Origin of the sequence: Luteimonas lutimaris (assembly GCF_039537065.1) — a bacterium.
Lineage (GTDB): Bacteria > Pseudomonadota > Gammaproteobacteria > Xanthomonadales > Xanthomonadaceae > Luteimonas > Luteimonas lutimaris.
Window position 1 is genome coordinate 207,288 of sequence record NZ_BAAAZU010000031.1, and the last position, 12,359, is coordinate 219,646.

At 68.0% G+C, this 12,359-nt stretch carries 7 protein-coding genes; 3 read left to right on the forward strand and 4 right to left on the reverse strand.

From position 1 onward, the window contains the following. Positions 1 to 97: 97 nt before the first annotated feature. Positions 98 to 3,085 carry an outer membrane beta-barrel protein gene (locus tag ABD679_RS14705; protein ID WP_344760757.1) on the reverse strand — a complete coding sequence of 996 codons (2,988 nt, stop codon included), beginning with the start codon at positions 3,083 to 3,085 and terminating at the stop codon, positions 98 to 100. A gap of 399 nt (positions 3,086 to 3,484) precedes the next feature. Between ABD679_RS14705 and ABD679_RS14710 the strand changes: the two genes are divergently transcribed. Continuing rightward, a complete protein-coding gene (locus ABD679_RS14710) occupies positions 3,485 to 5,962 on the forward strand; it encodes an acyl-CoA dehydrogenase (protein ID WP_344760758.1) in 2,478 nt (825 codons plus the stop codon). An 84-nt stretch (positions 5,963 to 6,046) separates the two neighbouring features. Continuing rightward, complete coding sequence (locus tag ABD679_RS14715) at positions 6,047 to 6,514, forward strand: hotdog fold domain-containing protein (RefSeq protein ID WP_344760759.1); 468 nt, start codon at positions 6,047 to 6,049, stop codon at positions 6,512 to 6,514. A 160-nt stretch (positions 6,515 to 6,674) separates the two neighbouring features. Here the strand turns inward: ABD679_RS14715 and ABD679_RS14720 are convergent, their stop codons facing one another. Beyond that, a complete protein-coding gene (locus ABD679_RS14720; protein WP_344760760.1) occupies positions 6,675 to 7,979 on the reverse strand; it encodes an NTP/NDP exchange transporter in 1,305 nt (434 codons plus the stop codon). A gap of 113 nt (positions 7,980 to 8,092) precedes the next feature. Here ABD679_RS14720 and ABD679_RS14725 point away from each other — a divergent pair, with 113 nt between their 5' ends. After that, complete coding sequence (locus ABD679_RS14725; protein WP_344760761.1) at positions 8,093 to 9,706, forward strand: GMC family oxidoreductase; 1,614 nt, start codon at positions 8,093 to 8,095, stop codon at positions 9,704 to 9,706. A 100-nt stretch (positions 9,707 to 9,806) separates the two neighbouring features. Here ABD679_RS14725 and ABD679_RS14730 read toward each other — a convergent pair whose 3' ends face one another. Next, positions 9,807 to 11,708, reverse strand: a complete 1,902-nt coding sequence (locus tag ABD679_RS14730; protein ID WP_344760762.1) for a M48 family metallopeptidase — start codon at positions 11,706 to 11,708, stop codon at positions 9,807 to 9,809. A gap of 23 nt (positions 11,709 to 11,731) precedes the next feature. Beyond that, positions 11,732 to 12,328 carry a LemA family protein gene (locus ABD679_RS14735; RefSeq protein WP_344760763.1) on the reverse strand — a complete coding sequence of 199 codons (597 nt, stop codon included), beginning with the start codon at positions 12,326 to 12,328 and terminating at the stop codon, positions 11,732 to 11,734. Positions 12,329 to 12,359: the final 31 nt, after the last annotated feature.

Here is a 12,359-nt window from a genome sequence, read left to right on the forward strand (position 1 = left end):
GGCGGCGGCGCAATCGCACCGTTCCACGCATTTCATGAAGAAAAAACGCCGGCGCTTCCGCGCCGGCGTCAAGTGGGTCCCGAGTTTTACGTCTGGATCAGAACGAGTAGCGAACGCCCAGGTAGGCACGACGCGGCTCGACCCAGTCCATCGCCTGGCCGAACTGGAAGCCGGAACCGCCAGCGAGCAGGCTCTGCTCCGAGGTCGCCGACTGCTTGTCGAGGATGTTGAACACATCGAGGAAGAACTCGAGCTTGCCGAACGGCAGCGGCCGGGTGTACTTGGCGCGGACGTCGAGCGTGTAGTACGCCGGGCCGGTTTCGCTGCCCACCGCACCAGGCACGACCCAGCTGTCGTACACGCCGCCGTACTCGTACACGTCACCCATTTCCGGCAGGTTGCGCGAGGAAACGAGGAACGTCCGGCTGTACAGGAGGCCGCTGTTCCAGTTGAACACGCCGCTGAGCTCGAAGCCCGAATCCCAGAAGTAGGTACCGAACGCCTTGAACTGGTGTTCGATGTTGCCCGGCTGCGGGCCCCACATGTTCGGCGCGCGCGGATCGATCGCGATCCAGTCACCCTGGAAGTCGGCGTTGCTGTCCGAGTTCGTGTTGCCCTTCGCGTCGTTGTACGTGTAGGACATCATGCCCTGCCAGTTGTTGCTCTTCTGCTTCATCAGGGTCACTTCGAGGCCCTGGTACTCGCGCTTGCCGCCCGCGAGCGTGCCGATCACGTAGTTCGAGTTCGGCTTGCCGTCATACCCGAAGTAGGAATACGGCAGGTAGAACGCGGAAGCGGAATTGGCCTCGCCGTTCTCCGGGTCGCCGTCCGGGTTGGAGTACAGCGCCAGGTCGTAGTCCTCGAGGATGTTGCTGGTCTTGCGGTTCGTGTAGGTCACCTGCAGGCTCAGGTCCTGGCCGAAGGTGGTCGCGTAACCGAGCATGAACTCGTCCGTGTACGGCGTCTTGGTCGAAGGCGCGAACACCGCATCCGGGGTGGTCGGGCCGCCGCGGGTACGGAAGGTCAGCCAGCGATCGCCAAGGAAGATCTGCTCGTCATACACCGAACCGGTCAGGTTGCCGGCGAAGTCCGTCATGTTGGTGCGGATCGGATCGTAATACCGGCCGTAGAAGCCCCAGAGCTTGCTGCGGCCATCGCCGAAGATGTCGTACACCACGCTCAGGCGGGGAGCGAATTCCCAGTCGAACGTGAACAGCTCGGCGCCGTCCGAACCGTGGTGCGCCCACTGCTCCGCGCGCACGCCGGCGTTGACCGTCCACTGGTTCAGCGTCCAGGTGTCCTGGATGTAGGCCGACTTGCCCTTGGTCTGGACGTTGTAGGGCGCCGCGGTCGACTGCACGATGCGGTAGTTGTTCACCGCGCCCGTCGGATTGCCGGCGGTGCTGGTGAAGCGGTAGGCACCCACTTCCTCATTGGATACGGTGCCGTCGTTGTTGGTGTCCAGCAGGCCCAGGAAGTAGGCCCTGTCCGAGCTGCTGTTGATCGCGGCCTGGATGCGCGGGATGTCCACGCCGGTGACCGAGCGCGAACCCGACCAGCCTGCGTCCACGAACTCGTCGAAGCTGACGCCGGCGAAATCATTGCCGATCGACGTGTACTGCGCGAGTTCCTCGCTGGTGTAGCGCAGGTCTTCCTTGTACTCGTTGTCCGAAACCGCGAGCCCGCCCTTGAAGGCGTGCGAGCCGAACGAGGTGTCCAGCCAGTACTCGAGCGTCAGGCCGTATTCCTTGCGATTGCGCCAGGTTTCGATATCGGAGCCCGCGCCGCCCTGCTGCTGCTCGGCCGCCGTCGACGGACGCCGGAAGGCAACGTTGTTGCGCGCCGTACCAACCGCCGCGATGTCCGAGACTTCCGACTTGTGCTCGAACCCGTACATGCTCAGGCGCACGTTTTCCCAATCGTGCGAGTACTCGAGCTTGTAGTTGTCGCCGCCCTGCTTGCGCGCCAGGCTGCGGTTGTTGAGGGTGTTGGGACTGGTGGAACCGTCGCGCTCGTACGGGTCGTTGAAGAAGGTACCCGTCAGGCGGTCGTCGTCGGTGAGCTGCCAGGTGGCCTTGAAGAACGCCAGCTTCTGCTCGGTCGACACCGAACGCAGGGCTTCACCGGTGGTCGGGCTGGTGATGTCGTCGTCGCGGTTCTTGATCTGGTAGGAGCCGAAGAACCACAGCTTTTCCTTGATCAGCGGACCGCCCAGCGTGATAGCGGTGTCATAGGTCGAGAACCCGGCCGACTGACCGTGCTTGTCGTTGGCGACGAGGCTGTCGTTCTGCAGGTAGTAGTTGATCGAACCATGGAATTCGTCGCTACCGGACTTGGTGACGACCTTGGAGATCAGGCCAGAACCGCCCGCGTACTCGGCGGGCACGCCGCCGGTCAGCACCTGCTGCTCCTGGATGATCTCGGAGTTGAAGTTCGCACCGAAGGTGCCGGTCTGGTTGTCCGTGACGTCGACGCCGTCCAGGTAGTAGAGGTTGTCGGTGGACGTACCGGTGGTGCCACCGATGTCGGAATAGTTCACGCCCGACTTCGATGCCGGGTTGCCGCCCGCGCTGGGTTTCACGCCCGGAACGAGCTGCAGGTAGCTCTGGTAGCTGCGTCCGGTCGGCAGCGCTTCCACGATGTCGAGGTTCAGCGTGGTGCCGACGGTGGCCGAGGTGGTGTCCACCGCGGCCAGCGCGGTACCGGTCACGACGATCGTGTCCAGGTTGGTCGCGCCGAGGGCATAACCGAGGCTGAGGTTCTTGCCGCTGACCACCGCGACGTTGTCGGCGCTGAAGTCCGAATAGCCGCTGGCATCCACCTGGACGGTGTAGTTGGTGGCCGGATCCAGGCCGGTCAGGCGGACGCTGCCATCGGCCTCGGTCACGCCGGACCTCGACACCAGGCTGTCCGGCGAGCTGACCTTCACCGTCGCGCCCGCGACAGGCTGGCCGTCATTGCCGGTGATGGTGATGCGCAGGCCGCCGGTTTCGGCGGCCAGCGCCGCGCCGACGAAGCACATGCCCAACGCGGCAGCGAGCGCGCTGCGTCGCAGGCCTTTGACAAAGTAATGACTGGAAGCCATCAGTGTTTACCCTCCCCAGGAACAGTCGTGGCTGGAATTACATGCCCCCCTGCAAGGCCGGTTTTAACGAGAACGGCCTGCCAAAAAGGACTGCATGTCGTCAAGGCCGGAATGGCATGACTGGATCGACTATAAGTGACGGAACAAATCTTTAACAAGCCCCTTGTTGCAAAAAAGTTCCCGGCATTGCAGGCATTGTTGCGCCGCATTAATTCCCGCCCACTACTGCGGGCCTGAAAAGCCCGTGAGATCAAGGACTTTCCTCCGAATACACCCCCTTGAGGCACGGCCATTGACTTTGCCGGCCAAGCATCCATACTTGAGCGTATGGTAAAGCTCGCGCCGCGGCAACGCCGCGCCGGCTACCCTCCCCGTTCAGGCAGCTCACGGAGTCCAGACATGGGCATCGCACTTCCCTTCATCGCCTTCCTACTCGCCGGCGCATTTGCCGCCTACCACCGGCTGCGGCTGGCCTGGTGGGCCGCGATCACCGCCACCCTGCTGGTTGGCTGCTGGCTGCTCGGCGCCAACCATGCCGCGGTGATCGTCGCCGCCGTGCTGGTGGCGCTGATCGCGGTGCCACTGCTGATCCCGGCCATCCGCAAGCCGCTGATTACCGCGCCGCTGCTGAAGTTCTACCGCAGGATCCTGCCGCCGCTGTCGCAGACCGAACGCATCGCGCTGGAGTCGGGCTCGGTCGGCTTCGAGGGCGAACTGTTTTCCGGCGACCCGGACTGGGACCAGCTGCTGTCGCAACCGGCGCCCAGGCTGACCGACGAGGAGCAGGCCTTCCTCGACGGCCCGGTCGAGGAGCTGTGCACGCGGATCAACGACTGGGAGATCACCCACATCCACGCCGACCTGCCGCCGGAGTTGTGGGATTTCATCAAGCAGAACAAGTTCTTCGGCATGATCATCCCGAAGGAATACGGCGGCCTGGGTTTCTCGGCGCTGGCGCACCACAAGGTGATCCAGAAGATTTCCTCGATGTCGAGCGTGGTCAGCTCCACCGTCGGCGTGCCCAACTCGCTCGGCCCGGGCGAGTTGCTGGTGCACTACGGCACCCAAGAGCAGAAGGACCACTATCTGCCGCGCCTGGCCGACGGCCGCGAGGTGCCCTGCTTCGGCCTGACCGGCCCGTTCGCCGGCTCCGACGCCACCTCCATCCCCGACTACGGCATCGTCTGCCAGGGCGAGTGGAACGGCGCCAACGTGCTCGGCATCAAGCTCACCTTCGACAAGCGCTACATCACCCTGGCGCCGGTCGCCACGCTGATCGGCCTGGCGTTCCGCCTGTACGACCCGGACGGGCTGATCGGCGACACCAACGACATCGGCATCACCATCGCGCTGGTGCCGCGCGATACCGCCGGCGTGGACATCGGACGCCGCCACTTCCCGCTCAACTCGCCGTTCCAGAACGGCCCGATCCACGGGCGCGAGGTTTTCATCCCGCTGAGCCAGCTGCTGGGCGGCGAGGACTACGCCGGCAAGGGCTGGCAGATGTTGAACGAACAGCTGTCGATCGGCCGCTCGATCACCCTGCCTTCCACGGCCAGCGGCGGCGCCAAGATGGGCGCGATCGCGACCGGTGCCTATGCGCGCATCCGCAAGCAGTTCGGCCTGTCGATCGGCCGCTTCGAGGGCGTCGAGGAAGCGCTGGCACGGATCGCGGGCAAGGCATACGCGATCAGCGCGCTGTCGCAGGCCACCGCCATGGCAGTGGATCGCGGCGAGACCCCGGCGGTGCCGTCGGCGATCGCCAAGTACCACTGCACGACGATGGCGCGCGAGGTGTCCAGCGACGTGATGGACGTACTCGGCGGCAAGGGCATCATCCTGGGGCCGCGCAACTTCGCCGGCCGCGCCTGGCAGGCGGCACCGATCGCGATCACGGTCGAGGGCGCCAACATCATGACCCGCAGCCTGCTGATCTTCGGCCAGGGCGCGATCCTGTGCCACCCGTGGGTGCTGAAGGAAATGAAGGCCGCGCAGAACCCGGACGAGAAGGCCGGGCTGGAGGAGTTCGACCGCAACCTGTTCGGCCACATCGGCTTCGCGATCTCCAACGCGGTGCGTTCGTTCTGGTTCGGCCTGACCGGCGCGAAGGTCGGCAAGGCGCCGGGCGACGACTACACGCGGCGCTACTTCCGCAAGCTCGACCGTTATTCGGCGAACCTGGCGCTGATCGCCGACGCCTCGATGCTGCTGCTGGGCGGCAAGCTCAAGTTCAAGGAGTCGCTGTCCGGGCGCCTGGGCGACGTGCTCAGCCACCTGTACATGACCAGCGCGATGCTCAAGCGCTATCAGGACGAAGGCTGCCCGGTCGGCGACCAGCCGCTGCTGGCGTGGGCGTTCCACGATTCCGTGCACCGCACCGAGCTGGCCCTGTCCGCGGCGCTGCGCAATTACCCGATTCGCCCGGTGGGCTGGCTGCTGTGGCTGCTGGTGTTCCCGTGGGGCCGCCGCGCGCAGGCGCCGAGCGACCGCCTGGGCCATCGCGCCGCCGCGCTGCTGATGGCGCCCAACGAAGCGCGCGACCGGCTTGCCCGCGGCGTGTTCACCACGCCCGGCGAGAACAACCCGGCCGGCCGCATCGACAGCTACCTGGCGAAGGCGATCGCCGCCGAGCCGGTGGAGCGCAAGTTCCTCAAGGCACTGAAGAACAGCGACATCGAGGCGCTGGACTTCGCATCCCAGCTCGACGAGGGCGTGCGCGAGGGCTGGATCACCGCCGACGAACGCGTCCAGCTCGAGGAACTGCGCGCGCTGACGCTCGACGCGATCATGGTCGACGACTTCGACACGCACGAACTGCGCGCCGCGTCCTACTACGACCTGCCGCAGCACAAGCGCGAGCCGCGCGAAGCGGCCTGAGGCGCCTCCCATCGCCACCTGTGGGAGCGGCCGTGGCCGCTCCCACAAGGCAGGGGCACGAATCCCCGATCGCACGGACACGCCATGCCCGCATCCGTCCTTGACCTCTACCGCCGCATCACCCGCTGGCCGGCCGGGCACTGGCTGTTCTCGCGCGCGGTGTGCTTCAAGGCGCCCTACTTTTCCAGCATCCGCCCGCGGATCGAACTGCTCGAACCCGGCCGCTGCGTGGCCAGCCTGCGCCACCGCCGCGCGGTCACCAACCACATCGGCACCGTGCATGCGATCGCGCTGTGCAACCTGGCCGAACTGACCGGCGGCCTGGCGATCGACGCCGGCCTGCCGCCGTCGATGCGCTGGATCCCCAAGGGCATGACGGTCGAATACCTGCGCAAGGCGACCGGCACGATGCGCGCGGTGGCCACGCTCGCGCGGCCGGTGGCCGAGGCTGGTGAAGGCTACGAGTTGCCGGTCGACGTAGCCGTCAACGATCCGGCCGGCGAGACCGTGTTCCGTGCCCGTATCGCGATGTGGGTGTCACCGCGCCGCTGAGCCGGGGCCGGACTCCGGCGGTGCAGCGCGCACCCGTCGAGGTGCTTCGGCGCAATCGGCAACGCCCCGGCACGCCGCATGGATGCCGTCGGCAAGCCCCTTGGTGGCCGCGCAGCAGCGGCATCCACATCTCCCGCGGGCAACAGCGTGCAGCGGCAGGTCAGCGCGCCGCTTCGGCGGGCTGCGTGCCCGGCACGCTTTCCACGCGTCGCGCCAGCCGCCAGCCGATGGCCGCTGCCGCCACCGCGGCCACGGCGCTGAGGCTGGCGAATCCGCCGGTGGTCATGCCGAGCGTCCTCAGGCCGTTCATGCCCGAGGCGATCGCCACGTCCCCGAACCGCCACACCGCAGTGTCGACCGCGTTCTGCCCCTTGTAGCGGACGCTGCGCGGCACCCGCGTGTACAGGCTGTGGCGGGCCGGTTCGGCCATGCCGTAGGCCAGGCCGCGGCTGACGACCAGCGCGATCGCCACCGCCGGCATGCCGGCCAGCAGCGGGGCGTGCGGATCCGGCGAGAACACCACCACCATCAGCACCACGATGCTCGTCAGTGCCCAGACCAGGATCACGAAGCCCGGCCCCCTGCGCGGCAGCAGCCAGCGGGTCACGAACAGCTGGGTCACCATCGTCAGCAGGTTGCCCGCGAGATCGACGTTGGCGGCGAAGCGCGTGCGGGCCACCGCGTCGACGAAGGTCGCACCGGAATAATCGGTCACCAGCGCATAGTTGACCGTGCCGATACCGTCGGCCAGCAGCAGCAGGATCGCCATGCCGCGCATGAACGGGTCGGCGAAGATCTGCTTCAGCCCGTCCCACATGCTGCCGCCGACCGCGTCCTCGTGGCCGGCCTCGTTCCGGCGCGCACCGTGCTCTCGCGCCCATCTCCCGAGCAGTACCACGCAGACCAGGGCCACGCCGAGCAGGCTGGCCGAGACGATCAGCAGCGGCCCCACCCCGATCACGCCCACCAGCGTGCGGGTCAGCGTCGGCCCCGCCACCGCGCCCAGCGTCCCGGCCACCGCAATGATCGGGAACAGCCGCCGCGCCTGCTCGGTGCTCCAGATGTCCGACATGAAGCTCCAGAACACCGACACCACGAACAGGTTGAACACGCTCACCCAGACGAAGAACACGATCCCCAGCATGCGCGGGCTGAGCAGCCCCTGGTGGGTGAACAGCGGCACGAACGCCAGCAGGCAGGCGATGAAGAACGCATAGACGACCGGCACGACGATGCGCCGCGGCCAGCGCGAGATCAGCGCCGCGAAGATCGGGCTCAACGCCAGGGTGACGATGAAGGTGGCCCCGTAGAACCACGGCAGCTGGGTCGAACCCACCGCGGCCGAGAGCTGTTCGCGCACCGGCCGCATCACGTAGTACGCGGCCAGCACGCAGAAGAAATACACGAACGACAGCGCCACCGCGCGCCATTCGCCGCCATGCACCCTGCCGCCTTCGCTGCTCATCCGGATCCCGTCGTGCCGGCAGGCGCCGGTTGCGCGCACGTTAGCCGATGACCGCCCTGTCCCGCCAGCGCGCGCCGAGCATATGCTCTAGGCCCGCTGCCCAACATGGCCCGATGACCGAATCCAGCAACAACGCGCGCGCGGACTACGACTACATCATCGTCGGCGCCGGCTCGGCCGGTTGCGTACTCGCCAACCGCCTGACCGAGGACCCCGCCTGCCGGGTGCTGCTGCTGGAAGCCGGCGGCCGCGACTGGCACCCCTTCATCCACATGCCCGCCGGCCTGGCGAAGATCGCCGGCAACCGGCGCATCAACTGGGACTACAGCACCGTGCCCGAGCCACAGTTGGGCAACCGCGTGATCTGGTGGCCACGCGGCAAGGTGCTCGGCGGCTCCAGTTCGATCAACGCGATGTGCTACATCCGCGGCGTCGCCGGCGACTACGACGGCTGGGCCGCGCAGGGCGCCGACGGCTGGGACTGGGCGAACGTGCTGCCCTGTTTCAGGCGCGCCGAGGGCAATGCGCGCGGGGCCGGCGAACTGCACGGCGGCGACGGCCCGCTGACGGTCTCGGACCTGCGCAACGTCAATCCGTTGTCACGGGTCTTCATCGAAGCCGGGCAGCAGGCCGGCCTGGCGCGCAACGACGACTTCAACGGCCCCTCGCAGCTCGGCGTCGGCCTGTACCAGGTCACCCAGCGCGACGGCGCGCGCTGCTCCGCCGCGGTCGCCTACCTCGACCCCGCCAGGCCGCGCCCGAACCTCACCGTGCGCACCGGCGCCATGGTCGAACGCATCACCTTCGACCGCCAGCGCGCAACCGGCGTGGCCGGTCGGCAACGCGGCCGCGCATTCCGCTACCAGGCCACGCGCGAGGTGATCCTCAGCGGCGGCGCGATCAACTCGCCGCAGTTGCTGATGCTGTCGGGCATCGGCCCGGAGGCCGAACTGCGCCGGCACGGCATCGACGTCCTGCTCGATCGTCCCGGCGTGGGCGCCAACCTGCAGGACCATCTCGACGTGTGCACCCTGCAGCACGAGACCCGCCGCACCAGCTACGACCGCGCCAACGAGCTGAAGCTGGCCTTCGACTACTTCCTGCGCGGCCACCGCGGGCCGGGCACGAGCAACATCGCCGAAGGCGGCGCGTTCCTGCGCTCGCCGCTGGCCACGGACGACCGCGCCGACATCCAGCTGCACTTCATCCCCGCGATGATCGACGATCACGGCCGCAACCGCCTGCCCGGCGACGGTTACACCCTGCACGCCTGCAACCTGCACCCGCGCAGCCGCGGCCGGATCACGCTGGCCAGCGACCGCGCGACCGACAAGCCGCGGATCGAGGCCAACTACCTGGGCGACCCGGAAGGCTTCGACCTGAAGGTGATGGTCGAGTGCGCGCGCATTTCGCTGGACCTGTTCGCGCAGCCGGCCTTTGCCCCGTATCGCGGCGCACCGATCTTCCCGCCTCGCCTGCCGCGCAACGATGCCGAGCTGGTCGAGTTCGTCCGCGCCAAGGCCGAGACCGTCTACCACCCGATCGGCACCTGCCGCATGGGCAGCGACGATGCGGCGGTGGTCGACCCGCAACTGCGCCTGCGCGGCATCGACGGCCTGCGCGTGATCGACGCCTCGGTGATGCCGACGCTGCCGACCGGCAACACCAACGCGCCGACGATCATGATCGCCGAGCGCGCAGCGGACCTGATTCGCGGCCGGGCCTGATTCCCGGGGCAGGCTGCACGCCCACCCGTGCCGAAGTCACTGGCTCCCCGCCTGCGCGGGGATGACGGTTCATTGGATGTCGCGCAGCGGTAATGCGCTGCTACGCCCGCTCCAGCATCGGCGGCAGCGGACAATGCAGCACTGCGCAGATCGTGCGCAGCAACTCCGCCTCGGCCACCGAGATGCGCCCGTCGTGGCTTGCCGCAGCGGTGATCGCTTCGACCATCACCTGCTTGGCCAGCGGGTCGAGCGCATCCAGCGGCTCCCATACCGCGTCCAGCGCCAGCACGCCCTCGGCCGGCGGCGCGTAGGGCACGTGGTCGCGCGGCAGCACCCGCTGCATGCCGGCAAGGTAGGCGCGCTGCGCCTCCGCCTGGTCGTCCGGGTTGCCGGCCTTCGCGACCACTGCCAGCAGGGTCGCGAACTCCTGCTTCACGTTGCCGGGCTTGCGCCGCCCGAAGTGCGCGTAGCGCCCCGGATCGAGCGACTCGCGCACCTGCACGCGCAGCAGTTGCCCGAGGCAGTACTCGAACAGCGACACCTGCCCGTCCGCATTGACGGTAGCGGCCACCGTGTCCATGAACACGTCCAGCTGCGGCCGCGGCCGCAGCCGCAGCACCTGGAACGAGAGCGACGCCAGCGGCAGCCGCTGCATCGGGTGCAGCGCCTGCCCCAGGGTGCCGCGCAGGGCGAACGCGGCTTCGGCCATCTCGTTGCCCATGCGCGAGGCGATCTCGATGCGCTGCTTGCCAAGCACCGCCTGGTCGCTGCCGAGCAGCATCGCCAGCAGCAGCGGCATCACCTGCTCGCGGTCGCGCGCCAGCTCGCGCAGCGCATCGGGGATCGAATGGACGATGGCGTCGGCGCGGCGGTAGTCGTCCGACTCCGGCTGCGCGACCTGCGCGGACACCATCGCCGGGGTGACGTTGAGCCGCGTCGCCGCCGCGGGCAGCGCATCGTGCGCGCCGGCCAGGCCCATGCGCGCATCCTCCTGCAGGCCGTTGGGCGGCGCGGCGCGCCACTGCGCCTGCAGGCGCTCGAGTTGCGCGGCGTTGAAGCCCGGCTCCAGCGCCTGGATGCGCTTGAGGATCGGAGGATGGGTGGCGAACAGGCCGCTGAAGCCCATGCCCTCGCCGAACAGCATGTGGCTGATTTCCTCGGTCTCCGCGGCCCCGCCCAGGCGCGAGCCTTCGTACACGCCGGCGATCTTCTTCAGCGCGCCGGCCAGGCCCGCGGTCTGGCGGGTGAACTGCACCGCCGAGGCATCGGCCAGCGACTCGCGCGTACGGCTGATGCCGGCCTTGATCATGCGCCCGAACAGCAGCCCGACGTAGCCGACCACGATCGCCACCAGCGCCACCATCAGGAACACCACCACGCCATCGCGGCTGTTGCGGCTCATGCCGCCATGCAGCATCAGGCGGCGGCCGATGATGCCCATCACCATGATCCCGAACAGCACGCCGATCAGGCGGATGTTCAGGCGCATGTCGCCGTTGAGGATGTGGCTGAACTCGTGCGCGATCACGCCCTGCAGCTCGTCGCGGTTGAGCTTCTCCAGCGCGCCGCGCGTCACCGCGATGACCGCGTCGGACGGCGAATAGCCGGCGGCGAAGGCGTTGATCGCCGACTCGTGCTCCAGCACGTACAGGCCGGGCATCGGCACGCCGGAGGCGATGGCGATTTCCTCGACCACGTTGCGCAGCCGCTGCAGGTAGCGGTCGGTGGTGTCGCCGGACACCGGCGTGCCGCCGAACTGCAGCGCGACCGCCTCGCCGCCGCCGCGCAGCGACGCGATGCGGTACATCGACGCCCCGCCGATCACCGCCAGCGTCACCAGCGTGGTGAACACCAGCACCCCACCCGCGTTTCCGCCGCCGCCGAACACCGCCAGCATGACCAGGTCCATCACCGCCACGATGGCCAGCACGGCGAGCGCGAACAGCAGCACCAGCCGGGTCGAGGTGCGGCGCGCCTTGGCCTGGTGTTCGAAGAAGTTCATCGATGGCGCCGGGGACCGGCTTCTCAGAACTGGACCTTCGGCGCCGCCCGCACCTGTTCCTGCTGGTCGGCCGGGATCTCCAGCAGCGCGGCCGGGGCGAAGTTGAACATGCCGGCGACGATGCTCGAGGGGAACACCTCGCGCTTGTTGTTGTAGGCCATCACCGAATCGTTGAAGGCCTGGCGCGCGAAGGCGACGCGGTTTTCGGTGCTGGTCAGCTCCTCGGTGAGCTGCATCATGTTCTGGTTGGCCTTGAGGTCCGGGTAGGCCTCCACCGTCACCAGCAGGCGCCCCAGGGCGCCGTCGAGCATGCCCTGGCTGCGGCTGAGTTCGGCCATCGCGGCCGGGTCGCCCGGGGATGCCTTGGCGGCGGCCAGGCCGGCCTGCGCCGCGTTGCGGGCGGCGGTCACCGATTCGAGGGTGCCGCGCTCGTGCTCGAGATAGCCCTTGGCGGTCTCGACCAGGTTGGGGATCAGGTCGAAGCGGCGCTGCAGCTGCACGTCGATCTGGGCGAAGGCGTTCTTGTAGGCGTTGCGCGCGGTCACCAGGCCGTTGTAGATACCCACGGCCCAAACTGCGAACACCACCACAATTGCGAGCAGGATCAACAGACTAAGCATCAAAGTTCCCCTTGTTCATGCAATCCGCGAA

Bases quoted from the DNA above. Each gene is read 5' to 3' on its own strand.
- ABD679_RS14705 (WP_344760757.1), bottom strand. From the start codon at position 3,085: ATGGCTTCCAGTCATTACTTTGTCAAAGGCCTGCGACGCAGCGCGCTC.
- ABD679_RS14710 (WP_344760758.1), top strand. From the start codon at position 3,485: ATGGGCATCGCACTTCCCTTCATCGCCTTCCTACTCGCCGGCGCATTT.
- ABD679_RS14715 (WP_344760759.1), top strand. From the start codon at position 6,047: ATGCCCGCATCCGTCCTTGACCTCTACCGCCGCATCACCCGCTGGCCG.
- ABD679_RS14720 (WP_344760760.1), bottom strand. From the start codon at position 7,979: ATGAGCAGCGAAGGCGGCAGGGTGCATGGCGGCGAATGGCGCGCGGTG.
- ABD679_RS14725 (WP_344760761.1), top strand. From the start codon at position 8,093: ATGACCGAATCCAGCAACAACGCGCGCGCGGACTACGACTACATCATC.
- ABD679_RS14730 (WP_344760762.1), bottom strand. From the start codon at position 11,708: ATGAACTTCTTCGAACACCAGGCCAAGGCGCGCCGCACCTCGACCCGG.
- ABD679_RS14735 (WP_344760763.1), bottom strand. From the start codon at position 12,328: ATGCTTAGTCTGTTGATCCTGCTCGCAATTGTGGTGGTGTTCGCAGTT.